At 57.6% G+C, this 24,279-nt stretch carries 21 protein-coding genes; 5 read left to right on the forward strand and 16 right to left on the reverse strand.

The genetic code is table 11. The annotated features are described in order from the left end of the window. Positions 1–14: 14 nt before the first annotated feature. Positions 15–209 carry a hypothetical protein gene (locus METAL_RS06670; RefSeq protein ID WP_031431339.1) on the reverse strand — a complete coding sequence of 65 codons (195 nt, stop codon included), beginning with the start codon at positions 207–209 and terminating at the stop codon, positions 15–17. 167 nt (positions 210–376) lie between these two features. Between METAL_RS06670 and METAL_RS06675 the strand changes: the two genes are divergently transcribed. From METAL_RS06675 to METAL_RS06690, 4 genes are all read left to right on the forward strand, one after another. Beyond that, positions 377–868: a YchJ family protein gene (locus METAL_RS06675; RefSeq protein WP_005370826.1), complete on the forward strand. Its 492-nt coding sequence runs from the start codon at positions 377–379 to the stop codon at positions 866–868. Between the two features lie 221 nt (positions 869–1,089). After that, positions 1,090–1,917, forward strand: a complete 828-nt coding sequence (gene proC / locus METAL_RS06680) for a pyrroline-5-carboxylate reductase (RefSeq protein ID WP_005370828.1) — start codon at positions 1,090–1,092, stop codon at positions 1,915–1,917. After that, positions 1,917–2,495 (forward strand): YggT family protein, encoded by a 579-nt coding sequence (locus tag METAL_RS06685; protein WP_005370829.1) that lies wholly within the window; start codon positions 1,917–1,919, stop codon positions 2,493–2,495. The genes proC and METAL_RS06685 overlap by 1 nt, the downstream gene beginning before the upstream one ends. A 119-nt stretch (positions 2,496–2,614) precedes the next feature. After that, positions 2,615–3,619, forward strand: a complete 1,005-nt coding sequence (locus METAL_RS06690; protein ID WP_005370831.1) for a DUF4124 domain-containing protein — start codon at positions 2,615–2,617, stop codon at positions 3,617–3,619. Here the strand turns inward: METAL_RS06690 and argB are convergent. From argB to METAL_RS06740, 11 genes are all read right to left on the reverse strand, one after another. Continuing rightward, positions 3,616–4,506, reverse strand: a complete 891-nt coding sequence (gene argB / locus METAL_RS06695; protein ID WP_031431342.1) for an acetylglutamate kinase — start codon at positions 4,504–4,506, stop codon at positions 3,616–3,618. The genes METAL_RS06690 and argB overlap by 4 nt on opposite strands. A gap of 20 nt (positions 4,507–4,526) precedes the next feature. Further along, the gene (locus METAL_RS06700) at positions 4,527–7,097 is read right to left on the reverse strand and encodes a phosphomannomutase/phosphoglucomutase (RefSeq protein WP_005370841.1); all 2,571 of its coding nucleotides are present in this window, start codon (positions 7,095–7,097) and stop codon (positions 4,527–4,529) included. Between the two features lie 231 nt (positions 7,098–7,328). After that, entirely contained in the window at positions 7,329–7,787 is a 459-nt protein-coding gene (gene dut, locus METAL_RS06705; protein ID WP_005370843.1) for a dUTP diphosphatase, read from the reverse strand. 170 nt (positions 7,788–7,957) lie between these two features. Then, positions 7,958–8,374 carry a DUF6691 family protein gene (locus METAL_RS06710; protein ID WP_005370844.1) on the reverse strand — a complete coding sequence of 139 codons (417 nt, stop codon included), beginning with the start codon at positions 8,372–8,374 and terminating at the stop codon, positions 7,958–7,960. Further along, positions 8,371–8,802, reverse strand: a complete 432-nt coding sequence (locus tag METAL_RS06715) for a YeeE/YedE family protein (RefSeq protein WP_005370846.1) — start codon at positions 8,800–8,802, stop codon at positions 8,371–8,373. Before METAL_RS06715 ends, METAL_RS06710 begins: the two co-directional genes overlap by 4 nt. Before the next feature lie 644 nt (positions 8,803–9,446). Beyond that, entirely contained in the window at positions 9,447–9,584 is a 138-nt protein-coding gene (locus tag METAL_RS20595; protein WP_005370847.1) for a hypothetical protein, read from the reverse strand. Positions 9,585–9,697: 113 nt separating this feature from the next. Further along, positions 9,698–11,323 carry an alkaline phosphatase gene (locus tag METAL_RS06720; protein ID WP_005370849.1) on the reverse strand — a complete coding sequence of 542 codons (1,626 nt, stop codon included), beginning with the start codon at positions 11,321–11,323 and terminating at the stop codon, positions 9,698–9,700. Positions 11,324–11,412: 89 nt separating this feature from the next. Beyond that, entirely contained in the window at positions 11,413–12,063 is a 651-nt protein-coding gene (locus METAL_RS06725; protein ID WP_005370851.1) for a DUF599 domain-containing protein, read from the reverse strand. Positions 12,064–12,167: 104 nt separating this feature from the next. Then, positions 12,168–13,352, reverse strand: a complete 1,185-nt coding sequence (cfa, locus tag METAL_RS06730; RefSeq protein WP_005370857.1) for a cyclopropane fatty acyl phospholipid synthase — start codon at positions 13,350–13,352, stop codon at positions 12,168–12,170. Positions 13,353–13,933: 581 nt separating this feature from the next. Then, positions 13,934–15,136 (reverse strand): exo-beta-N-acetylmuramidase NamZ family protein, encoded by a 1,203-nt coding sequence (locus METAL_RS06735; RefSeq protein ID WP_005370859.1) that lies wholly within the window; start codon positions 15,134–15,136, stop codon positions 13,934–13,936. A 10-nt stretch (positions 15,137–15,146) separates the two neighbouring features. Beyond that, the gene (locus METAL_RS06740) at positions 15,147–15,704 is read right to left on the reverse strand and encodes a DOMON-like domain-containing protein (protein WP_005370861.1); all 558 of its coding nucleotides are present in this window, start codon (positions 15,702–15,704) and stop codon (positions 15,147–15,149) included. A gap of 149 nt (positions 15,705–15,853) precedes the next feature. Here METAL_RS06740 and METAL_RS06745 point away from each other — a divergent pair, with 149 nt between their 5' ends. Further along, positions 15,854–16,684 carry a quinoprotein dehydrogenase-associated SoxYZ-like carrier gene (locus tag METAL_RS06745; protein ID WP_005370862.1) on the forward strand — a complete coding sequence of 277 codons (831 nt, stop codon included), beginning with the start codon at positions 15,854–15,856 and terminating at the stop codon, positions 16,682–16,684. Between the two features lie 481 nt (positions 16,685–17,165). On the opposite strand, the gene METAL_RS06750 is transcribed toward METAL_RS06745, so the two are convergent. The 4 genes from METAL_RS06750 to glgB form a co-directional block, all read right to left on the reverse strand. Further along, positions 17,166–18,761 (reverse strand): phospholipase D-like domain-containing protein, encoded by a 1,596-nt coding sequence (locus METAL_RS06750; RefSeq protein WP_005370864.1) that lies wholly within the window; start codon positions 18,759–18,761, stop codon positions 17,166–17,168. A 74-nt stretch (positions 18,762–18,835) separates the two neighbouring features. Further along, on the reverse strand, positions 18,836–20,341 hold the full coding sequence (locus METAL_RS06755; RefSeq protein WP_005370866.1) for an endonuclease/exonuclease/phosphatase family protein: 1,506 nt from the start codon (positions 20,339–20,341) through the stop codon (positions 18,836–18,838). Between the two features lie 180 nt (positions 20,342–20,521). Beyond that, positions 20,522–21,955: a glycogen synthase GlgA gene (glgA, locus tag METAL_RS06760; protein ID WP_005370869.1), complete on the reverse strand. Its 1,434-nt coding sequence runs from the start codon at positions 21,953–21,955 to the stop codon at positions 20,522–20,524. An 8-nt stretch (positions 21,956–21,963) separates the two neighbouring features. After that, positions 21,964–24,237: a 1,4-alpha-glucan branching protein GlgB gene (gene glgB / locus METAL_RS06765; protein WP_157203548.1), complete on the reverse strand. Its 2,274-nt coding sequence runs from the start codon at positions 24,235–24,237 to the stop codon at positions 21,964–21,966. Positions 24,238–24,279: the final 42 nt, after the last annotated feature.

A 24,279-nucleotide genomic window follows, 5' to 3' on the forward strand; every position in this document is an offset into this window, starting at 1 on the left:
GAACGCTTTATTGTTCAAGGCCGAACGGATGAGCGCGATGCCATTCGGATCGACGAGCCGGTTGGACCGTCCGGCCGGATCGTACAGAAGTCGAACAACGGAATGGGCTGAACCGGCGAATGGTCGTCCAAACTCATCGGCATCCGCGCTTTTTCGTTGATCTGATCCAGGGCGGTATAGCCGGTCAAATCGCAGATTTCGTCGCTCAAATGGCGCGGGTTTGCAGGTTGGCTTTGGAGCGATCCTGAATACGCCGTTCAAAATCCGCTTTGAATTCCACTGTTTGTGTTTTGCAGGACGGGAGTATGACGAGTGCAATGCGGGGGGAATGATGAAAAATCAACGTTATTTATTATAGAAGATCGAGGGATTTCTTTTGTCCAATTCTCAAATCGCTTGTCTGTGCGGATCGGGGCTCGGCTATGACCAATGCTGTCGGCAATACCATGACGACGAGGTATTTCCGGCCACCGCAGAAGCCTTGATGCGTTCCCGATTCACTGCCTATGCATTGCATGATGCCGATTATTTACGCGCGACCTGGGACAGCGGTAAATGCCCGGACAGCATCGATTTTTCCCGCGAGACGGCGGTCTGGCAGCACCTTGAAATCGTCGATACGAAAAAGGGCGGGCCTCGGGACGACAAGGGGCTCGTCGAATTCAAAGCTTACTATCTGCAGGACGGGGAAGCCTGTGTTCTGCATGAGGTGAGCCGATTCGTCAAAAAGGAAGGCCGCTGGTTTTATCTGGACGGGGCGATCAAATCGCTCGGCAGGATCGGCTCGACCGTCAATCTGGGCAAAAATGCGCCTTGTTCCTGCGGCAGCGGCAAAAAGTTCAAGCGATGCTGCGGTGCGGGGAAATAAGCCTGTTCAGGGTCAATGTGCCGGGCTTACGCTTTGCTCCACAATCATCATTATGTCCTTTTTTAATAGTTTCCGCGCGCGGCGCTTATAGGCCGTCGCCGGCAATGTCCGATCGATGCAGGCCGGCATTTTTTCCAGGAAATTCTCACGATAACCTTGTGATTGATGTTCCGAACCTTATATAGGGTAAAATATTTTCGGAAAATCAACACAGGGTGAAAATGAAAACACAAAAAATTGGATTTATCGGCGGCGGCAATATGGCGACGAGCCTGATCAGCGGCCTGATCGCTGCCGGTCATGAGCCTTCCAGCATCTGGGTTTCCGACATCAACTCCGAGCAGCTCAAGTCGCTGGCGGAGCGTCTGAAAGTCAACGTGACCGCATCGAACGAAACGGCAGTCAGCGAGGCCGACGTCGTCGTGCTGGCGGTGAAGCCGCAGATCATGCGCGATGTGGCGAAACAGATCGCGCCGGCGATTCAGCAGCGTAAACCACTGGTCGTCTCGATTGCCGCCGGCATCGGCGAGCGCAGCCTCAGCGCCTGGCTGGGGCCGGACATCGCGATCGTCCGCTGCATGCCGAATACGCCGGCGTTGGTGCTGACCGGCGCCACGGCCCTGCATGCGAACGACAAAGTCGGTGCCGAGCAGCGCAGCATGGCCGAAAACATTTTGCGTGCGGTCGGTATTGCGCTTTGGGTCAAGGATGAAAAAGAACTGGATGCGGTAACGGCCGTATCGGGCAGCGGACCGGCTTATTACTTCCTGCTGATGGAATCGATGGAGAAAGCGGCGGCGGAGCTGGGCCTGACCGAGGAAACGGCGCGCCTGCTGGTGCTGCAAACCGCCTTGGGCGCGGCAAAAATTGCGCTGGAATCGAGCGAAACCCCTGAGTTGTTGCGCAAACGCGTGACCTCGCCGGGCGGCACGACTCAGCGGGCGATCGAAACCTTTCAGCAAGGCGGTTTCGAGGCACTGGTTTCGAAAGCGCTCCATGCGGCACGCGACCGTTCGGTCGAAATGTCCAACCAACCGGAGTTCAATTAATGGGTGCAAGTTATTTTACCGATCCGCTCGTCCTGATTATCGAGGCGCTGTCCTCGCTTTACATTCTGGCGGTATTGATGCGCTTCCTGCTGCAGTGGTGCGGCGCCGATTTTTATAATCCGATTTCGCAGTTTCTGGTCAGGGCGACCCAGCCTCCGCTGCGCCTGATGCGCCGGTACATTCCGCCGATCGGCAAGATCGACACATCTTCGCTGATTCTGATGCTGTTCCTGCAGATACTGGCGAATTTTCTGATCGGCCTGTTGCAGGGCGGGGCGCTGGGGATCGGCGCCCTGACTTTGATCGCGATCATGGAACTGATCAATTTATTGTTCAATGTCTTTATCTTCTCCATCATCGCCCGTGCCTTGTTGAGCTGGCTGAATCCCGGCCGGTTCGACGCGGCTTCGTCGATTCTTTACAGCCTGACCGAGCCCGTGCTGAACATTTTCAGAAGAGTCATTCCCGATCTGGGCGGCATCGATCTGTCGCCGCTCGCCGCGCTACTGTTTCTGCAGGTCGCCAGAATGGTCATCCTTCCCCCGTTGAGCCAGCTGGCGGCTCTGATCGCCTGGTAATCGCTCTTCTCACTGCGGGAACATGCCGTGCCCGCAGGGGAGAAACAAACCTCGGCAGCCGTTTTAAGATGCGGAACTTTCACTATACTTTAGAAGGCATTTTTATTTCTTTTAACGTCATGCAAGACCGCGCTTTTTTTATCAGCCTGTTGTTTGCCGCATTTTGCCTGGCCGGGGGGCAGGCTCATGCCAAGAAAATGTACCGCTGGGTCGACGAGAACGGTAAAACGTTTTTGTCCGATCAGGTACCGCCGGAACAGGTTCAACACCGGCGCGAAGAACTGAGCGAAAAGGGCCGCGTCGTCCAAATTACGGAGAAGGCAAAAACCAGGGAGCAGATCGAGCTCGACCGGCGCCTCGAAGCCTTGAAAAAGCAGCAGGAAAGCCTCATCGCCCGGCAAAAGGCGAACGACAAAGTCTTATTGAGCACGTTCCGCAATTTAAGGGATATGCAGGATACGTTAAAGAAAAAAATGCATGCGATCGATGGGCGGATCGGGTTTTTGCGCGGCAACAAACATCAGGCGGAGGTCGAGCTGGAAAATCATCTTCAGCGTGCGGCCCATCTCGAGCGCAGCGGCGAGAAGATTCCTGCACCGTTAACCCGGGATATCGATAAGGCGAAGGCGCAAGTCAAAGCGGTACAGGCAGAGATCGACAATCAGGAAACCAAGAAAAAACAGGAAAAAGCCGTGTTCGAAGCGGATATCGAACGCTATAAATTTCTGACGCATTCCGATACCGAGGCGCCGCAGGCGTTGAGCGGCAAAACGGCGGAAATGAAAGCCGCGGTTGAACTGGGCCTGTATCTTTGCAATAGCGCCAGCCAATGCGCAAAGGCCTGGGAAAGCGCGCATCAGTTCGTGCGCCGCTTTTCGACGACGCCGACCGACATCGACAACGATAAGCTGCTGATGACGGCCGAACCGGCGGCAGACTCCGATTTAAGCCTGTCCGTGTCGAAGGTCGACATGGGCAATCATCAGCAACAGTTGTTTCTCGACATCCGCTGCCGGCAGTCGTCGCTGGGCAGGGAACTTTGCGCCGGCGACAAAGTGCGCGACATCCGGACGTCTTTCAGAACGTATATCGAAAACGCCGTAACGGACGCGAAGGCCGACTAACGGCTCAGCAGCAAGGTGCCGACGCCCTGATCGGTGAATAATTCGAGCAGCACCGCATGCTCGACGCGGCCGTCGATGATATGCACCTTGCCGACGCCGCCGCGCAGCGCATCGGTTCCGCAGCGGGTCTTCGGAATCATGCCGCCCGAAATCGTGCCGTCCGCGATCAGCTCGTCGATGTCTTTCAACGTCAAGCCGGTCAACAGCTTGCCTTCCTTATCCAGAATGCCGGCGGTATTGGTCAAAAGAATCAGTTTTTCCGCCTTCAACACTTCCGCGACCTTGCCTGCAACCAGATCGGCGTTGATATTGTACGAGTGGCCGTCCGCGCCGACGCCGATCGGGGCGATCACTGGAATGAAATCGCTCTGGCCGAGCATTTCGACGACCGACGGATCGATGCTGCTGACTTCGCCGACATGGCCCAGGTCGATGATTTCCGGCGACTGCGCATTCGGGTCTGCCTTGGTCAGATGAATTTTTTTTGCCCGGATGAAGTCGCCGTCCTTGCCGGTCAGACCGATCGCCTTGCCTCCGTGGATGTTGATCAGATTCACGATCTCTTTGTTCACCAGTCCGCCGAGCACCATTTCGACCACGTCCATCGTTTCGCTGTCGGTAATCCGCATCCCGTCGACAAAGCCGGTCGTTTTGCCCAGTTTCGCGAGCAACTGGCCGATTTGCGGGCCGCCGCCGTGCACCACGATCGGATTGATTCCGACCAGTTTCATCAGCACGATGTCGCGGGCGAAACTGTGTTTGAGCGCTTCGTCAATCATCGCGTTACCCCCGTACTTGACGACTACGGTTTTTCCCTTGAAGCGTTGAATATAAGGCAGGGCTTCGATCAGGACATCGGCGATCTGGTGGGCTTTTCGGTTTTGCATCGTTTTTTGGGATTCCATAATTAAAAGGGAAGTACTAAATCAGAATCTACGGTTTTAATCATCTGCCTGAAGTGCTGCTGAATTTTTGTCAATGACTCGCGGGTATCGGCCTCGAAGCGGATCACCAGCGAAGGCGTCGTGTTCGAGGCCCGCACCAGGCCGAAGCCATCCGGATAGTAGATTCTGATGCCGTCAAGGGTGGTGACTTCGGCATCGGAAAACGCGGCGACCTGCTTCAGCTTTTCGATGAATTGGACATTTTCGCCTTCTTTCAGCATGATGCTCAGTTCCGGCGTATTGAAGCTGTCAGGCAGCTCGGCGAAAACTTCCGCGCTGGTGCGGCTGTCTTCGGACAGGATTTCGATCAGGCGGGCCGCCGCGTATAAGGCGTCGTCGAAGCCGAACCAGCGGTCATTGAAGAATATATGGCCGCTCATCTCGCCGGCCAGCGCCGCGCCGGTTTCGCGGAGTTTGGCCTTCATCAGCGCGTGGCCTGTTTTCCAGAGTGTCGGGCGCCCGCCGCGGTCTTTGATGTGGCTGGCCAAATGGCGGCTGCATTTGACGTCGAAAATGATTTCGGCTCCGGGACGCGCTGCCAGCACGTTTTGCGCATACAGCATCATCTGCCGGTCCGGCCAGATGATCTTGCCGTTCGAGTCGACCACGCCAAGCCGGTCGCCGTCGAAGGCCAGGCCCAGGTCGGCCTGGTAATGCGCGACCGCCATGATCAGTTCTTTCAGATTGGCGGGTTTGCTCGGGTCGGGATGATGATGCGGGAAGTTTCCGTCGATCTCGCAGTTCAATTCGATCACTTCACAGCCGATCGTTTTGAGCAATTTGGGCGCGATCTCGCCGGCTGCCCCGTTGCCGCAATCGACGACGATTTTCATCGGCCTGCCCAAGTGGACGTCCTCGGATACGGTGCCGATGTATTCGTTGGCGAAGCGGCTGTTTTTTTCGATCGCGCCGGGCTCACCGACCGTATAGGCCTGACTGTCGATGCATTTTTTCAGGTTCCGGATACGTTCTTCGGCCAGCGTTTCGCCCTGGATCACCATCTTGATGCCGTTATATTCGGCCGGATTGTGGCTGCCGGTGATCATGACTCCGGAACGGTCTTCGGCGTGGTGGGCAACAAAATAGAGTACCGGCGTCGGCACCATCCCGATATCGAGCACGCTGCAGCCGGTGGAAAGGATTCCCTTGGCGATCGCGGTCGCCAGGCCGGGGCTGGTTTTCCGCCCGTCGCGGCCCAGTACGATCGTGCGGCAGCCCTGCGATTTGGCTTCGGTCCCGAGCGCCCGGCCGATATCGTACACGATGTGTTGAGTCAAGGATTCGCCGACAATGCCCCGAATGTCGTAGGCGCGGAAAATGGCGTTTTTCGGATCGTCGACGGCTTCGGCCGGAGCCGCAGTTTTTGGGGCGGGCGGTTTATCCAGAACGGGGGGAGTGCTGGCGGCCTGCGGTTCCGGTTTCTGGCCGGCGGCCGGTTTTTTGAAGACTTTGGAGCTCTCCGGTGCTTTGGGGGCGGCTTTCGCGGCCGGTTCTATGGCGAACCCGAAATCGGTGTCGGTGGAAAAATCGGTAAATCCGAGGCCGGAGTCTATCGCCTGCTTCGGTGGGACGGCCACTTCGTTGCCGTCGTGGTCCATGACTCGCTTGTACTGGGACAAAATCGAGATGAAACCTTTCATTTCGCCGAGCCGGGTCGCGTAATTGCCCTGAAAATTGTTTTTCATCAGGTCCTTGAAGGCGCGCATTGTACTGCTCAGATCTTCGCTCAGCATCTTCGATAGTCGACGGTAGCTCAGCAGGAATAAAACCGTCATCAGCCCCAACGGAACCAGAATAAAGCCGAACATCAAGCCGGCGTCGAGCGTGACGGGCGCGTTCTCATCGACATGCCCGTAATGGAGAACCCAGTCGGTGTTCGCTACCGGAATCTGCAGGCGGCCGTCTCCTTCTCCTTTTTCTTCCGGCGCACGACCGGCGGCGCTTAACGGGAGCTTGCCCTGGTGCAGGCGGATATAGCCTTCGTCGATCTTGGCCCGCGCGATGCTTTTGCGGATAAGGTCGTCGTCGAAACCGGCCAACAGTACGCCGACCGTCTGTTCTCCCTGGACGATCTTTCGGGCTATCGCCAGATGCCGGGCGCCCGGGTTTTCGCCTTGAACGGCCGGCAGCGGGTTGCGGTTGTTCGAAAACGTTTCGCGAACCATGTTCAGATCGGCATAAGTCATCGGCGGCGAGCCATTGTTGTCCAGCTCGGTAATGCCGGGCAGCAGGAGCCTGACGCTGAGAGCGTTCGGGAGCAGCGGCAGCAGTCGGCCAGCCGCTTGCCGCAGCGTTTCCGGATTTTGGCTGGCGATGGCCTGTAGCGTTTCGGGAGCTTGCGCCAGTTTGTCCAGACTTTTATCCAGCAGCTCGATCTGTGCGGATATCGACAGGCCGATGCCTTGGGCGAGGGCGCCGAGCGCTGCCTCCCTGGATTGCTTGATTGCGTGGGATGCGATCCAGAAGACGCCCGCATTCGAAATCAGAAGCAGCAGGAGGGATGCGGCGGCCAAATAAGAGAAAAGTCGAAACATCCTCTATATCCTAAAATGAATGGAAATCGGACGGGCGGGTTTTAAGTCCGGGGCGCCAATCGGCCGCGATCGGGCCAGAACCCGCTTTTCCCGTCGCGCTGGCACGGAGCCGAAACACGCGGTACGGTACCTGGGAAAGTGATTTGAGGCTCGCGTCTCCGGGCGGCATCTGTGCAGGCGCTTTCAAATCGGTTTAAGAATCACCGGTAACAGGAAAAAACATCAGGTTTTTCAGGCTTTTCCCGTCGAGCCGAAGCCGCCGGTTCCGCGGCCGGTAACGGTCGTGAATGCGGGAACGAGTTTAAGCGCCACCTGGACGACCGGCATGAAAAGCAGCTGCGCGATCCGCTCGCCCGGATTGACCGTGTAATCGTTTTCGCCGTCATTGTGCAGGATTACGCCGATTTCGCCGTGGTAATCGGAATCGATGATGCCGACGCCCTGGCCGACCCGGATCTGATGGTTCAGGCACAGCCCGCTTCGGCTCGCGACGACCGCGACCAGGCCGGGATCCTGGATATTGATCGCAAGGCCGGTGCCGATCAGCCGGTTTTGCCGGCCGCCGATCGCGACGGGCTCTGCAATGCACGCTACCAGATCGATTCCTGCGGAGCCGACGGTTTTATAGGACGGAACACCGTATTGTTCGAGCAGTGGGTTTACGATTTTGGTTTCGATCAGTCGTTTCATGGATACGAGGGTATTTTTTTCGGGCAAAAAAGACGCCGCGCCGAGGCAGCGTGCGAAAAGGAAATTCTAACATTCCTGTTCCCTTCGGACACCTGATAAATCGAAGGCGGATCGAGATGCCGAAAAGAGGCGGCAACGTCCGGGCAAGGGGCGTTGCCGGATGGGAGGGATCAGGGCTTGTCCAGCAGGCGGTGAGTGACGAAAAAGCCGGAATAAATCGCGAGGACCATGATCACCGACTCCCGGGATAACAGACTCAGGCCGGTGACCGAAGGGCCGGGACAGTAACCGCTCATGCCCCAGCCGACGCCGAAAATGGCCGCGCCGAAGATCAGTTTCGGATCGATGGCGGTCTTTTGAGGCAGTTGAAAAGACCCGGACCAGAGCGGCGCGGGGCGTTTCAGGATGATTCGGAACGCAGCCATCGCAACGGCCAGCGCGCCGATCATCACAAACAGCAGGCTGGGGTCCCAGCGGCCTGTCACATCGAGAAAATTCAGCACTTTGTTCGGATCGATCATGTGCGAAAGCGCCAGGCCCGCGCCGAATAAAATCCCGCTCAGAAATGTGATTGCGTAAGTCTTCATGCGGTCAGCTCCGACAGGTGGCGGATTACGTAGACGGTGAGCATGCCGGCGGCGATAAAGGTCAGCGTCGCCGCGATCGAGCGGATCGACAGGCGAGCGATTCCGCAGACGCCGTGGCCGCTGACACAGCCGTTTGCGATCCGGGTCCCGACGCCTACCAGAAAGCCGCCGATCGCCAGCAATTCGGCCGGATAACCCTGACGCGGAACATTGAAGCCGGGGACGAGCCATTGCAGGAGCCCTCCGCCGGCGACGAGGCCGGCCAGAAACAGCAGCCGCCAGGTCCTATCGTTTTTCGGCGCGAAAAACACGCCGTTCATGATCCCGCTGATGCCGGCAATGCGTCCGTTGAAAAACAACAGCATTGCGCTGGCGATCCCGATCAGGGCGCCGCCCGCCAGGGCGGAGTAGGGGGTGAAATTTTCCATGATTTGCAGCCTCTTCAGAATAAAAAACGGGGATAAATAAGGTTTGGAAAAATAGCATTAGTATATTCTAAATAATCGATCATTTGGTTTTCTGACGATTGATGGCCCAAGGGCAGGCGTGCTTCCGGTTAAGCTTTGTTAAATCAAGATAATAGAGATTATGGCGCGATTGCTTCGGCTTATGGCCCGGTTTTTCTTGAAATCAGGCTAACGGATTTGCTTCCTTCGGTAACCGCTCGAAGCCTGATTTTAGACCGTTTGCAACTATAAAGAGAATGAGGGAGCCGTTTCCGCAGCGAAAATTGCAGGCATGCGGAGAGATGAAGGGAGAAGGCCCCAAGCCGTTCTCGATTTTGACGTTAATGGCGGGTGGTCGAGCATTGGGGGCCGGCTGAACGCCTCCCAGGCGGGCCGGCGGCAGGCAGTTGTAGGGTACGCTGTGCGTACCATGGGGATGAAAAGGTACGCACAGCGTACCCTACAACGGGGAGTACCCAAGCTGGGCAAAGGATGGATCACGGTGAGTACCGTTCGAACCACTCTGCGGCTCGGGAATGCAGAGCGAGAGCATACCGTCCTGACCGGACGGTATCCGAGGAGGAGTATCGTATCGCCCGTAATTTATACGGGACAAGAACCTGGATCTACCACTTCAGGAATAAAGCCTCGGCGAGCCGTTCGACCAACCAGGCGACCAGCAGGCTGAACGCCGGCAGTCCCAGCGCCGAATAGAGCAGATTGAGGCGGACGTTTTGCCAAGGGCTGCGTTTGAGCGTTTGCATGACAATGCTCCTGTCGAGTTTCGAAGGATTACATTGTGCGGCAGGTTCGTTACGATCGCGCGACGATTCGATGACAGTTTGATGAATCGTGCCTAAATAGGCGTAAGACTGCCTCAGTCTGCGGTATCTTCCGGCCGTAACGCCTCGATCGTCAGGCGGCCGACGTCCGTATGATGCAAAATGCTTGCGAACGGCTCGACGGCCCGTCCGGCCCCTTTCGCAAATACAAAAACCGGCGTGCTGGTATGCGTGCCGCTGGCCCAGACGACCTGCTGCCGGGCGCCGACAAGCTCGGCCAGAAGATTTTCGCGGTTGTCCTTCGTATAGACGAAAAATGCGGTTTTGGCGGCCAGTTTGGGAACGGTTTTCTCGCTCAGGGAGGGATGATCGGGACGGTGGCCCGCATTCGCCTCGGTTGCCAGAATGCTTGCGGCTTCGCTGGCGCTTATCTTGAATTCGGTATGACGGTTGACGCGTTCGGCCAGCGCGGCTGCTGTTCTTTGGTTGGGCGGCAGGGCGTCGAATTCAGCAAAGATGTCGTGATAGCTGAGCTTTTGCGCATACAGCCTGTCGAGAATTTCGGGATTGCCGAAATTGAAGTTCGGTTTGAAAACATGTCCGCTCGCCAATGTTGTGGGAGCGGGAATGTTTTTGCCCGAGTAGCCGAAGCCGAAGCCGCCCGTTTCGTGATCGGCGGTCACGATCAGCAACGTATCTTCGCGCCCGCCCATCCAGTCCAGCACCTTGTGCAGCATCGCATCGAAGCGGAGCATTTCATGCAGCAGGAGTCCCGTATCGTTCCGGTGCGACGCCCAATCGATCTGGCCGGCTTCGATCATCAAAAAAAAGCCGCGTTCGTTGCGTTCCAGGATTTTCAATGCCTGTTCGCTCATTTCTGCGAGCGTCGGTTCGGCATGGCCGGCGTTCCGCCGGTTCAGGCTTTCGGCGATGCCGTCGCTCATTCCGGAGCCGGCGAAAAGCCCCAGGGTTTTGCCGGATGCCTGCCGCAATTGGCGGGCATTGAAAACCAGATGGTAGCCTTGTTTGCGGGCTTCATTCAGCAGGTTTTTCCCGTCCTTGCGCGCCGAACCGATTCGAAAGGCATGCTCGATATTGGCCTCCATTTCCCGATGAATGGCCGAATTCTTTTCGGCGGCGGCCTGGGGCAGCCAATAATCGAGGCCGCCGGACAGCATCACGTCGGCGTTTGCGGCCAGCAAGTCTTCGGGAATGCGGGTTTCGCGGCTGCGGTGGGTTTCGTGTGCGGCGAACGCGGCAGGCGTCGCGTGGGTGATGCGCGTGTCCGAGACCAGGCCGGTCGCCTTGCCCCAGCGTCTGGCTTTCTCGATGACGCTTTCCGCCGGATATCCGTCCGCGTCCAGGCCGACCATTTCGGTCTTGGCGAATTTGCCGGATGCCAGCTGCGTCGCGGACGCCGCCGAATCGGTGACCAGCGCGCCGTCGGGATAGGTCAGCGAAGCGCCGATACGTCCGCTTTCGGCCACCAGCCTGTCCAGCGCGGTTTTATGATTCTTCAGTACGCCGTGCGGCGCCTGCCGCGCATAAGACAGCAGCAGGCCGACCTGCTGCGGCCCCATCCCGTCGCCGATGACCATGATCACGTTTTTGATTTCGGCTCGTGCAGGCGTCTTTTCGGCCAGCGTCGAACAGCCGAGCAGCAACAGCCCGGCGATTCCGAAAACGAAAGCCCTTGGTAAAGCGGAGGATTGATCTTTCATTGGGTTTCTGCAAATAAATGATTGTAGCGCAGGCCGCCATAAACGGCATGCTAAAGATCGATGACACGCGCAACGCCTGTCAGGCGCCGTCAGGGCGCCCGATCCAGCTTGTAGAGTGCCGCAATCAGCACGATCGTTGCCAGAATCAGGGGATAAGGACCGAAAAACCAGAGAATCAGCGGCAGGCTGAAAAAAAAGCTGCGCGTGCCGTAGCTGTAGTAGGCTCCCGCCCGGTTCAGATAGGTGCAGACTTGCGCGTGCGAAATGTCGGCTTCGGGCAGTCCTGCCAGCAGGTTGATCATGTAGCCGACATGATTGAAAAAGCGTATGGCCATCGTAAAACAGTAAAAGGCGATGAAAAAAACGAGCAGCAACAGGCCGAGCTTGATCAGCCATAATTCACCCGCCCGGCTTGCGGCGGCCGTCTCCGGATGCCAGGCGCCGGCCCATTTTTCGATCCGGTCGCTCAGATTCAGCGTGCCGATGATCAGCAGCACCGAAGTCGACGCCATGAAATTGGCCGCCATGACCGAATTGCGGAGCGTCTGCACGGCCAGGACATCCATCTTGCCGCTCTGCGCCACCATATCGACCCACGCCGCGCGCACCTTCCGGTTAAACCGGTGTACGCTGAAATCGGGATCGCGGCGGGTGCGCAGCCGCAAAAAAAGGTAGTAGATCAGTATCAGGCCGCTGCTGCCTGCAAACGCGAGCAGGTCGAACGGTAACGGGAGGCGCATGGCGGAGGCTGAGTTCGTGGAAAACCGCGCCAGTATACGCCGAAGGCCGGATTTTGACGATGAAAGAGCGCCTTCCCTGGCATTCGAAGCGTGAGTCCGGGCGGTTATCGAATGCTGGTATAGCCGCCGCTATGGCCGGATTTGGACAGTACGACCTGCCACAACTGTACGCGCCGGGCCTTGAAATAGCCCGAACAGGACAGGAGATAATAGGTCCACATCCGGTAAAACGGGTCGTTTGGGTCACCGGACCAGGCCGCGGCGAAATTTTTGTACCAACTGTTCAGCGTCAAGGAATAGTCGTAGCCGAAATTATGCCAGTCTTCCATAACGAAGACGTTCTCGATCGCCGCGCCGATTTGCTTGATCGATGGCAGAAGCCCTCCCGGAAAAATGTACTTTTCGAACCAGGGATCGTTATGGTGCAGCGAAACGTTCGAACCGATCGTATGCAACAGGAAGAGGCCGTCGTCTTTCAGGCAGCGGTTGGCGATTTGAAAATAAGTGCGGAAGTTTCTATTGCCGACATGCTCGAACATGCCGATCGAAACGAGTTTGTCGAATTTCTTTTCGGACAGATAGTGTCGGGTGTCCCGGTAGTCGCAGGTCACGATGTCGACCGGAAGTCCCGTGCAGTTGCTGCGCGCGCGTTCGGCCTGCTGGGGAGAGATATTGATGCCGGTCACGCTGCAGCCGTATTTTTCCGCGGCGAATTTGGCGAACGAGCCGAAACCGCAGCCGATGTCGAGCACGCGGTCGTGGCGGCTGATGTCGAGCTTTCGGCAGATCAGGTCGAATTTGGCTTCCTGGGCTTCGTCCAGCGTCTTTGCCGATTTCCAGTAGCCGCAGCTCAATGCCTGCCATTTGCCGGTCATGCATTCGTAGGCGTCCAGCGTTTTGTCGTAGTGATCGCGGCCGACGGTAGGCGAGCGGCTTCGGGATTGCAGATTGACCAGGCGGGAGCGGAGAACTCCCCACAACAGTTTCCAGGAGAGTTTCAGGTTTTTTTCGATGTCGTGGCGGGTAATGCGGGCGATCATTTCGGCCATGTCGTGGCAGTCCCACCACCCTTCGGTGTAGGCTTCGCCGAAACCGAGCGGCCCGTCCGTCAGCACGCGTTCGTAAAATCGAGGGTCGCGCACCTGGATGTCGAAAGGCCTGTGGCCGTTGAGGCGGATATCGGCTTCTTCAAAAAAACGGTGAACAAATTCCTGCGTCGAGCTTCTCTTGCGTCTTGGTCGTGGTGCGATCAATGCGCGGTCAATGGCAATTTTTTGTTCTTCTGTCATTTGCGAACTCCCGGTCCGGTTTAAAAGCTCCGGACTCATCTTCAAAGTCAGACGGCTATTGTTATCGTGGGTTTCAGTTCGGCGACGCGCACTGTCCGGCTCTATGATGGCCTCATCGTTAAATTCGAAGTTTTCGGCTGATTTCGTTACGCAAATCGCGGTGATGTTATTCCTGGTTAAGCAAAAATGAGAGCGAGAGGCTTCTGCGCCGCCGGGCTGAGAAATTATAATCACAAATTTATGACAGCCGTTCAAGCCCGGCGTTCATCGGCTTTGAGAGCAAAATCATGCGCCTGGAAAATGGCGGCGCGCGCCATGAGACACCTCGTGGCGGCAGCGGGGCAGATACGTCTTTTAAACACCCCCTATTTTGCAAGCTCCGTCACGTAGGGTACGCTTTGCGTACCTTGTCAACTTCCAATGGTATGCACAGCGTACCCTACGGTGCGGCATGCCGGACGGGATATTTATTCCGTCCGTAACGTTTAAAGTGGGATGGACAGGGAGGATGATTTTGTGTTTGGAGAATTTTCAAACAGTGGGGACGGGGTTATATCGCGATGGGGGTATCGACCCAGTCTTTAGTAAAGCAGGAACTCCAGCCTGTCGGCCAGCCAGGCGTTTTCGTCCCGCTGGGCCAGTTTCTCCAGATCCCCTGGGGCCGCGCCGGCATCGTCGACCCACTCGCGCAGCAGCGGCGAGCCGTTGATTACGTCGACCGCCAGACGGTCGAGTTCGTATTCGTAAGGAAAATCGCGCCACAACGGATAATCCGGCTGTAGGCGGCGCAAGGCTTTGAAGGCCAACGCCTGCAGGCGCCAGGGGCGGAACCGCTCATGGCGGTATGACGGATTCTCGACATGGATCTGTAGGCCGGCGCACAATTTGCCGGCATGTTTGTGGAAAGTCGGCTCGAACCAGCATGCGCGCAAACGGCAGCCTTCGAGCCATACCGGAGCGAGCGAATGCATCGTTTCGATCAAACGGCGCGCATCGAGATCGGGCGCGCCGAACAACTCCAGCGGCCGGGTCGTGCCGCGGCCTTCGGAGAGGGTGGTGCCTTCAAGCATCACCGTGCCGGCATAGCAGCGGGTCATCCAGAGATTCGGCGCGTTCGGGCTTGGATTGATCCAGGCGCGCTCGCCGAGCGGCCAGCCGTGGCCGGGCGCGGCCTCCGGGTCCCAGCCTTCCATCGCGATCACTTGGCAATCCACGTCAAGCTTGAATGTGGCGACAAACCAGCGCGCCATTTCGCCCATCGTCAGGCCGTGGCGCATCGGCATCGGTCCCGCGCCGACGAAACTTTCCCAGCCGGGCCGGAGGGCTAACCCTTCGGCGGGACGTCCTGCCGGGTTCGGGCGGTCGAGAATCCAGACCGCCTTTCGATGCTGGGTCGCGGCTTCGAGCACATAGCGCAGGGTGGTGATGAAGGTGTAAATCCGGCAGCCCAGATCCTGCAAGTCGACCAGCAGTACGTCGAACGTGTCCATCATCGCCTCGGTCGGTCGGCGCACTGCCCCGTACAGACTGAACACCGGAATGCCATGCACTGGATCGACGAAATCGGGCGATTCGATCATGTTGTCCTGCTTGTCGCCGCGCAGGCCGTGCTGCGGGCCGAAGGCGGCGCCGAGCTTCAGGTCCGGAAGGCGGGCGAGGGCGTCCAGGCTGTGCGTCAGATCGGCGGTCACCGAGGCGGGATGGGCGAGCAGGGCGATGCGTCGGCCGGCCAGCGGCGCGCGCAGGCGGCGGTCTTCGAGTAAGCGGTCTATGCCGAATTTCATGGGCGGGTCGCTATTTTAAAGGGTTGTCGGAAAGTATGCTGTCGAGCGGATAGACGAAGCCGGCACGGTCGTGAAAATCGGGTTTTTCGCCCGGGTGGTGCAAGGCCCAATAAGACAGATTGCCGTCGATCGATTCGATAACCGCGGTCAGGCCCAGCGTTAGGCGGTCGCCGGCGGGCAGGTCGTCTGCCGCGATGCGGGCGGTCAACAGCAGTTGATCCTGCGGCTGCGAGACTTCAATAACGGGGGGCGTGCCGATGCTCCAGGGCCTGCGCGCGCGATAATCGCCGAACGCATAGGCGGCCCATTCCCTTGACGGCGAAAAATTGAATTCGCGATAAGCGGAAGTTCCGGCAGCGGCGGCAAAGGCTTCGAAACAGGTATGCCGCCATAAGCCGTCGCCGGCAGCGGACGGTTTGGCCGCGGGAATCAGAATCTTTTCCAGGTGGCCTGCAAGCCGGTAGCGCAGCGTCAGACCGGCTTCCGCGTCGCGTTCAATCTCGACGCTCAAGGAGTCTATCGAATCGTTCGGCGTTGCGGAATGGCAATGCAGGAGTTTTATCGTCATGGAAACAGAAAGCGGGGTAAGGGTTGGCGGTATTTTAAAGCAAATACGGAATAGCGGTTCGGCTGTATTGGAGTCATGCACCGGCGAGGTTGCTCTCGTTTGCCTCAAGGCCCATAATGGAAAAGTTACTGAACCATCGGATATAGAAAATGAAAATATCGAGACTCCTGTCTATCGTGCTGTTGCTGGCCTTGCCGTTGACCGCAATGGCCGAAGGTGATGAAAACGAATGGAACGCGACGCTGAGAAATCAGTATTTTTCCGGTAAAACGATCACCGAAAGCAACGATGTGATCGAGCTGGAAGCACCCGCCCGGGCCGAGGATCCGGCGCTGGTGCCGCTGAAAATCGTCAGCAAGATTCCGCAGACGCAGGACATTTATATCAGGAAAATTCTCGTGCTGGTCGACAAGAATCCGTTTCCGTTCGTCGGCGAGTTCGAACTGACGCCCGACAGCGGCAAGGCCGATCTGGCGATGCGGGTCCGGGTCAACACCTACAGTTACATCCGGGCGATCGCGGAAATGAACGACGGCAGGCTGATCATGACGAAAAAATTCGTGAAAGCCAGCGGCGGCTGCTCCGTTCCGATCGGGGCCGATCTGGACGCTTCGATGAAACGGCTCGGCAAAATGAAATTCAGGCTGGACGGCGATGTGAAAGCCGGCGAGCCGAATCTGGCGCAACTGTTGATCAGCCATCCGAACATTACCGGCATGCAGATGGATCAGCTGACGCGTTTCGTGAAGAAATCGCATTTCATTGAGCAGCTGAAAGTCACCTTCAACGGCAAGCCGGTGCTGACCGCGAAAACCGATATCGCGATCAGTTCCGACCCGAATTTCCGCTTTTATTTCGTGCCGCAGTCGGCGGGAATCCTGAAGGCGGAAATCGGCGACACGTCTTGCGAAAGCCCGACCGCGCGGGATGCGTGCACGAAAGGTTCGACCTACAGCGAATCTTACCCGGTCAAACTGTAGCCAATTGGCAATCATGATTCGGCGGAACCGCTCCGCTATCGGCTGTGAAATAAACAATCCAAGTTCAGCTTGAAGCGGGATGACCGTGTCGCCGGTTGGCAATGCTACATCCGGGGGCGGTGGAACTCCTTCTGTTTTTGCGAATACCGGCGTCCGATTATCATCCTGGAAAGTGGGATGCGCAGGCACAATCGGCACGGCCGGCTGCACGCTTTGCGCAGGCTGAAGATAAAGCCGTACCCCTTGAAACAGGCCAGCGTTTCGGTTGGGACATGGCGATTGGCGCGCAGCCCCGTGCTGCAAACCGTCTTGAACAACGCCCGATTACGACGTTGGGGCCTAGGGGCCATCCGATTTTGCGACCACTTGAGTCGCCAGGTTCAACCGCCGGATGCGGAAAACCGCATATCCGAGGGGAAGAGGTAACGGGCGCAATCCCGTTACCTCCACCCGATCACGCTATGTGCCTTACGTGGGCCGGTCAATAAAACACCCTGAACGATCGTTGGATTTCATCAAACTCGTACAAATACGGCCCGGCCACCTCGCGCTTGTTCGCGATCACGATCAGGTCGTGCGAGAATACCGAAGTGTTGTACCAGTTGAAGCTGCCTTCGATCACGATCGCATCGTCGATGATGCAATATTTGGAATGGATCGGCGAGTAGGGCACTTTGTGGTCGTCCTGGCCGTAGACCAGGCCGACCGGAATACCCGCGTTCTTCAGTCGCTGCACCGACGGCAGCAAGGGACGGGCAAGCTCTTCGGCCATGCTGCGTTCGACGCCGACGCGGCCTTCGCGCGCCAGATGGCCGTTGAACAGGATATGCACGTAGACGCCCCGGTGATGCGCCTGGACCAGTGCGTCGACCACGCTGTCGTGATGGTCGCCCACTAGGTCGCCGATCAGGAACAGACAGCATTTGATCGAATGGCGGGCGCGGTGGATTTCGGCCAGGATCGCATGGTGCGGCTTGTAATAACGGCCGTTCAACATCGTATGGCGGCCGAACGTGTACAGCAGGTTGAACTGGCTGAAGGGGTCGATTCCGTATTTCTGGATCACGCCGCCGCGCTGGCTTTGGAAGACGTTGTCGAGCAGCCGGCAGACGCCGCGCGAGTGGAAGGTCATGCCCGATTCCCAGTTCGCCCACCAGCGGTCGAAAGTGATGTTGAACGAGCCCAGGATGCAGTCTTCGTCGTTGAAGAGGATGAATTTGGTGTGCATGTCCGGCTCGACTTCGATCAGGTGATGTTTGGCCGTGCAGAACACGCCGACCAGTTCGATGCCGGAGCGTTTCAGCCGCGCGTAGTTCTGGCTGTTGGTCAGCGTCATCTTGCGCCAGTCGACGATGCACTGCACGCAGACGCCCTGATGGTGCGCGTGAATCAGGTGCGTGATGAAGTCGCCGTCGTCGATGCAGTCGACGCTGACCTTGATCGTGCATAGGCGCTCCGGATTTTCGTGTTTGCTGCGGATCACCTTGTCGATATGGTCGTGGATGAAGCGCTTCGGATGGTAAGGATGGTAGAGCAGGCCCTTGGTGAACTTCGGCGTCAGCCGGAGCGATTCGAAATGGTGATTGTACCAGTCGACGTCGGCCTGCAGCTCACCGGCGTTCAGTTCGTAAGTCCGGTAGGCGTTCGGGGTCGCCCATTCCGAAGTAATATGGCGGTGTTTGGGCTGGTCGTCCTGCAACTGGTGGCCGTCCATGTAGATGTAATCGTTCTGCGAGGCGATCGAATGTTCGTGCAGATGCACGATGAACGAAAATTTGACGCAGTTGATGCGGCCGAAATGGCCGGACTCGGGATGGATGTAAAAATCCCGGGTGCGCCGCTTGTGGCGGTCCCAGTGGATGTCGTAGGGGTCGGTATCGACGATGTAGGTTTCGCGGACATTGTGCTCGCGATAGACTTTCAGGATCACCTTGATATTGGCCTGTACGCCGTAATGGACGTCGAATTCGAGCTTGCCCCAGCGGATATAAAACTTGTCGCCGAAGTCGTTGGTGCGCGCGAAGAAGCCTCCCAACTCGCCGTAGACGGGCATGGCAAAATGCTCAGCGATTTGCATCAAAATTCTCCATCGATGAATCAGGCCGGTGAAATCTGTGGTTTGGCATAAGTGTTGAGTGCCCGGTAAGGTCCTTATTGGGGTTCGAAAGTCATCAGGTAGCCGCAATGGTCCGAAACGTGGCCGTAATCCTCGGGCGTAAACAATACCCGGCCGGAAGTGACGGACAAGCCGCTGTCTTTGCGCATGAAGATATAATCGATCCGGTAGTCGTCGGCGAGATAACGGTTCCAGTGGGGATCGTTGACCCGGCGGATTTGCGAAGGCTCGCCTCGGGCATTCGCAGCCAGAAACTGGTCTTCGTATTCGCCGGAGCCGATCACGTGGCGGTAGCCTTGCGATCCGGCCGGGATATTGAAGTCGCCGCAGAGCAGGGTGCCTGTCACTTGGTCGGTACGTTTGCCGGCCGCCCATTCGCGTAGCCGGTCGAACTGCTCTTGAAAGCCGTCTTCCCACCAGCTCAAATGCGCGGAGAAAATATTCAGCCGGCCGATATGCGGGGCCTCGACCTCGGCCATCACGACTTTGCGGGCATGGATATTGTAGGGATCCTCGCTTGCCGAGACGTAGCGCGATTCCGGATGCAGGAGCGGAAAGCGGCTCAGGATCGCGACGCCTTCGCGGTATTTGTTGAAGCCCAGATGCGACCAGTCGGCGTATAAATGATAAGGCTTTTTGAGGCGGCTGCCGATGATGCGGGCCGAATTGCTGGGCCAGTCGCCGCGCCCTTCGTTCCAGAGTTCCGCAACTTCCTGGAAGCAGGCGACGTCGACGCCGAGTTCGTCGATCGCCCTGGCGATCGCGGAAAATTTTGCGTCCTGGTCGGCTTCCTGATAGCAGTGCAGGTTCAGGATCAGGATCTTGAGCGGCTTGCGGCTCGCCGCGTAATTGTGGCCGAAATTGTTGTCCCAAACGGTCCGGCCGCGGCTTTCGACGGAGACCGAATACTGCACGCGGAATGCGTCGGCGGTTTTCAGCCAGCCTTTCCAGATTTGGAGGCCGTATTGATTCGGATTGCGGGCGTTGCTGTGCAACTCTTTGTCCCAATAGGTCCGTTTGAAACGGCAGGGGGTTTGATGCGTGTGGCGCCAGTTGTCGGTCGTCCAGTGCACGGTCACCTTTTCGGGCGCAAGCGACTGTTCGACCGCGACCGTGACCGGCAGGTATTTGCGGCTTTCGGGCAATGCCGCGTTGAAATCCACGACCTGTAACGGCTGGCGCCCCGGCAGGCGGATACCGGAGTCGGCCTGGCTGCGATAGTTTCGGCCGTGATTGTTGTCCCAATATTCGACTTCCTCGGCGCGGTAGCGCAGCGAAAAGGTAATGTTGCCCGGCAGGGATTGGGCAGGTTCGAGCTGGAACTGAACATGCGCCTGCCAGTATTCCCTGTTCGGTGCGATCGCGCTGTGAAAGCGTGCCGGCAGGTCGTGCCAGATGCCGTCTTCGCCGGCCCAGTGGACGTTGATCTGCTTGTGGTAGCTCAGATTTTCGACGGCGATGAAGAACGTCAAATGCTGGTGCACGCCGCCTTTTTTACGGCTAATCACGTTTTCAACGTAATGCAGCTGGATTTTACTCATAGGATGTCATCGGGGCGGCTGTCCATGCAAGGCAAAAAAGGAACGGTGGCAGGTAGGGTACGCTGCGCGTACCTTTTTCCGATATTAACAATTGGAGAAAGGTACGCGCAGCGTACCCTACAATTGGAAGTCGCGGCACACGGTCATGTTCATCCGAAACGCGGAAGCGGTTCCATTGCGCTACAGGCTCCGGTATAAGTCCAGATACTGGCTGGCGCTTTGCTGCCAGGAAAAATCCTTGCTCATGCCGTTGATCTGCATTTGCTCCCAAGCCTTCGGATTGCCGTACAGAATCGCGGCGCGCTTGACTGCCTCGAGCAGCGACCCCGCCGTGGCTTCGTCGAAGACAATGCCGGTCGCGGAGTTATCATTGAGGGTTTGCGGCACCGCATCGACCACCGTATCGGCGAGGCCGCCGGTCCGCCGGACCAGGGGAAGGGTGCCGTAACGCTGGCTGTACATCTGGTTCAGGCCGCAGGGCTCGAAGCGCGACGGCATCAAAAATACGTCCGAGCCGGCTTCGATCCTATGCGCGAGCGCTTCGTCGTAGCCGACCGTGACTGCGATTTTCTCGGGATACAGATGCGCATAACTCATCAGCTTGCGTTCCATGCTTTTTTCGCCGCTGCCGAGCAGGACGATTTGCAGCGGCATCTCCAGGATGGCAGGCAGCGAGTCCAGAATCAGGTCGATGCCTTTTTGTTCGACCAGGCGCCCGATCAGGCCGAACAAGGGAACCCCGTCGGTTACCGGCAGCGAAAAGCGTTTCTGCAGTTCGGCCTTGTTGGCTTTTTTTTCCGCCAGGGTTTGTGCGGTGTAGGTTTGCGCGATGAGCGGGTCGCTTTCCGGATTCCAGTGTTCTAGGTCGATGCCGTTCAGAATGCCGCTCAGCACATGGTTGCGATGCCTCAGCAGCCCTTCGAGCCCATAGCCGAATTCGGGCGTCTGGATTTCCGTCGCATAGGTCGGGCTGACTGTGGTGATCCGGTCGCTGTAGACCAGACCGCCCTTGATGAACGAAAGCAGGCTGTGGAATTCGAGTCCTTCCGGGCTCAACAGCTGGCCGGGTAGGTTCAGTGTCGCCGCGGTGCTGGCCGGAAACAGGCCCTGGTAAGCCAGATTGTGGATCGTGAAAACGGTCTTCGGCCGGTTATCTTCCAGCGACAGGAACGCCGGGACGAGGGCGCTTTGCCAATCGTTGCAGTGCACGACGTCGGGCTTCCAGTCCTGATGCACCCGGTCCATCGCGATCTCGACCGCAACCCGGCAGAACAGTGCGAAACGTTCGGCATTGTTCTCCCAGGCGTTGCCGTTTTCATCGACGTAAGGGTTGCCCGGATAATTGAAGAAGGTCGGATAATCGACCAGCCAGACCGGAATGTGGCTTTCCGGCATGCGGGTTTCGAGAATGTTCACGCTCCGGTTATCGATGCGTAGCGAACAAACATAACGGACGTTGCCGAAGGTCTTGAGCGCCTGATAGTAAGGTATCAGAATCCGGATATCCTGCGACAGTTCCGCCAGGGCTTTGGGCAGACTGCCGGAGACATCGGCGAGGCCGCCCGTCTTGATCAACGGATGCGCCTCGCTGGTGACAAAAAGAATTTTTTTCATGCAGTGGGTTATTGCTTCAGAATCAGTGCGCCTAACGGGGGTAAGGTTAAAGTCAGCGAGTGCGGCAGATTCATCCACGGAATCGGTTCCGACATCACCGCGCCATTGCCGATATTGCTGCCGTCGTAATAGTGCGAGTCGGAGTTGAAAATTTCGGTATAGACGCCTTCGGCCGGGACGCCGATCCGGTAATGCTCGCGCGGTACCGGAGTGAAATTCAGCACGATGACCAGATCTTCCAGATCGCTCTTGCGGCGATAGCTGATGATCGATTGCTGGATGTCGTGGCAGTCGACCCATTCGAAGCCCAGGTGTTCGAAGTCGTGCTTGAACAGCGCCGGATGCGTTTTATACAGGCGATTGAGGTCCCTGACCAGCGTTTGAATGCCGCGGTGGTGGGCATAATCGAGCACGTACCAGTCCAGCGCGCGGCTGACGCTCCATTCGGTGCCCTGGCCGAATTCGCAGCCCATGAACATCAGCTTCTTGCCCGGATAGGTGAACATGAAGGTGAACAGCAGACGCAGGTTGGCGAAGCGCTGCCACTCGTCGCCGGGCATTTTATTGACCAACGCGCCTTTGCCGTGCACGACTTCGTCATGAGAGAACGGCAGCACGAAATTTTCGGTGAACGCGTAAAGCAGGCCGAAGGTGAGCTGGTCGTGGTGGTGCATCCGGTGGATCGGATCCTTGCTCATGTAGGAAAGTACGTCATGCATCCAGCCCATGTTCCATTTCATCGAAAAGCCGAGGCCACCGGTCCAGGTCGGGCGGGTCACCTGTGGCCAGGCAGTGGATTCTTCCGCCATGATCACGGTGCCGGGATGCTGCTGATGAGTAACCGTATTCAGTTCGCGCAGAAAATCGATCGCTTCGAGATTTTCGTTGCCGCCGTACATGTTCGGGATCCAGTCGTTACGCTCCCGGGAGTAGTCCAGATAGAGCATGGAGGCCACCGCGTCGACCCGCAGGCCGTCGAGGTGGAATTCTTCCAGCCAGTACACCGCGCTCGACAGCAGGAAGTTTTTGACTTCGTTGCGCCCGTAGTTGTAAATCAGCGTGCCCCAGTCGCGGTGCTCGCCTTTGCGCGGGTCTTCATGCTCGTACAGTGCGCTGCCGTCGAAGCGGGCCAGCGCGAAATTGTCTTTCGGGAAGTGCGCGGGTACCCAGTCCAGGATGATACCGATGTCGTTTTGGTGGCAGGTATCCACGAAAAAGCGGAAATCGTCCGGCGATCCGTGCCGGCTGGTCGGCGCGAAATAGCCGGTGGTCTGATAACCCCAGGACAGATCCAGCGGGTGTTCGGTGACCGGCAACAGCTCGATGTGCGTATAGCCCATCTGTTTGACGTAATCGACCAGCTGCACGGCGAGCTGGCGGTAGCTCAGAAAATTGCCTTGATTGTCGCGCCGCCAGGAGCCCAGATGCACCTCGTAAATGGACATCGGCTCATGCAGCCAGTTATGCGCGGTACGCTGCATCATCCATTGATGATCTCTCCATTGGTAGGTTTTTTCCTTGATCACGATCGACGACGTGTTCGGCCGGAATTCGAAATACTGGCCGTAAGGATCGGATTTGACCAGAATTTCGTTCGTGAAGCGGTTCAGGATTTCGAACTTGTACAAACTGCCGGCCTTCAGGTCGGGAATGAAGATTTCCCAGACGCCGCTGCTGCCGAGGCAGCGCATCGGATGGCAGCGCCCGTCCCATCGGTTGAAGTCTCCGACTACGCTGAGCCGGCTGGCATTCGGCGCCCACACGGCGAATTGTATGCCGCTGATACCGTCGACCTGATGCAGATGGGCGCCGAGTTTCTGGTAGATATGCCAGTGTTTGCCTTCGCCGAACAGATGCAGGTCGAATTCGGGCGTCTGTGCGCCGAAGTCGTACGCATCGAAATTTTCGTGGCTGTAGCCGTTTTTGTCTTTCCAGGCCAGGCGGTAATGCGCGGGCAGATCGTCTTCCTCGGCCTGATAGATGAAGAAATCGGAACCGGGAATCCGTTCGAGGGCTTTGCCGTTATGGCTGAAATGGACCGATTCGGCATGCGGCATGAAGACCTTCACCTCAATGCCTCCATTCTTGGAATGGCGGCCGAGAATCGAGAACGGGTCGTGGTGGCGGGCGTTCGCAATCTTCAAATACTCGTCGTCGAGCGGGTGATAGGACTCGGCGAGGGAATGGATTTTCGGAGACGTAATATGCGCCGTTTTCGATGAGCCGCTGCTTTCGGCGGCAATCTGCTTAACGGAGGCGGAGGATTGCTCGGGAGAAATCATCGCAGCGGTTTTGCTAACATTTTGTTTCTCTGCGGCTTTGTT

This window comes from Methylomicrobium album BG8, from assembly GCF_000214275.2.
Lineage (GTDB): Bacteria > Pseudomonadota > Gammaproteobacteria > Methylococcales > Methylomonadaceae > Methylomicrobium > Methylomicrobium agile.

Coding starts and splice junctions, on each gene's coding strand:
- METAL_RS06685 (WP_005370829.1), top strand. CDS start 1,917: ATGGGTGCAAGTTATTTTACCGATCCGCTCGTCCTGATTATCGAGGCG.
- glgA (WP_005370869.1), bottom strand. CDS start 21,955: ATGAAAAAAATTCTTTTTGTCACCAGCGAGGCGCATCCGTTGATCAAG.
- METAL_RS06700 (WP_005370841.1), bottom strand. CDS start 7,097: ATGTTTCGACTTTTCTCTTATTTGGCCGCCGCATCCCTCCTGCTGCTT.
- METAL_RS06725 (WP_005370851.1), bottom strand. CDS start 12,063: ATGCGCCTCCCGTTACCGTTCGACCTGCTCGCGTTTGCAGGCAGCAGC.
- METAL_RS06745 (WP_005370862.1), top strand. CDS start 15,854: ATGAAAATATCGAGACTCCTGTCTATCGTGCTGTTGCTGGCCTTGCCG.
- METAL_RS06755 (WP_005370866.1), bottom strand. CDS start 20,341: ATGAGTAAAATCCAGCTGCATTACGTTGAAAACGTGATTAGCCGTAAA.
- dut (WP_005370843.1), bottom strand. CDS start 7,787: ATGAAACGACTGATCGAAACCAAAATCGTAAACCCACTGCTCGAACAA.
- proC (WP_005370828.1), top strand. CDS start 1,090: ATGAAAACACAAAAAATTGGATTTATCGGCGGCGGCAATATGGCGACG.
- argB (WP_031431342.1), bottom strand. CDS start 4,506: ATGCAAAACCGAAAAGCCCACCAGATCGCCGATGTCCTGATCGAAGCC.
- METAL_RS06720 (WP_005370849.1), bottom strand. CDS start 11,323: ATGAAAGATCAATCCTCCGCTTTACCAAGGGCTTTCGTTTTCGGAATC.
- METAL_RS06740 (WP_005370861.1), bottom strand. CDS start 15,704: ATGACGATAAAACTCCTGCATTGCCATTCCGCAACGCCGAACGATTCG.
- METAL_RS06690 (WP_005370831.1), top strand. CDS start 2,615: ATGCAAGACCGCGCTTTTTTTATCAGCCTGTTGTTTGCCGCATTTTGC.
- METAL_RS06710 (WP_005370844.1), bottom strand. CDS start 8,374: ATGAAGACTTACGCAATCACATTTCTGAGCGGGATTTTATTCGGCGCG.
- METAL_RS06750 (WP_005370864.1), bottom strand. CDS start 18,761: ATGCAAATCGCTGAGCATTTTGCCATGCCCGTCTACGGCGAGTTGGGA.
- METAL_RS06735 (WP_005370859.1), bottom strand. CDS start 15,136: ATGAAATTCGGCATAGACCGCTTACTCGAAGACCGCCGCCTGCGCGCG.
- cfa (WP_005370857.1), bottom strand. CDS start 13,352: ATGACAGAAGAACAAAAAATTGCCATTGACCGCGCATTGATCGCACCA.
- METAL_RS20595 (WP_005370847.1), bottom strand. CDS start 9,584: ATGCAAACGCTCAAACGCAGCCCTTGGCAAAACGTCCGCCTCAATCTG.
- glgB (WP_157203548.1), bottom strand. CDS start 24,237: ATGATTTCTCCCGAGCAATCCTCCGCCTCCGTTAAGCAGATTGCCGCC.
- METAL_RS06715 (WP_005370846.1), bottom strand. CDS start 8,802: ATGGAAAATTTCACCCCCTACTCCGCCCTGGCGGGCGGCGCCCTGATC.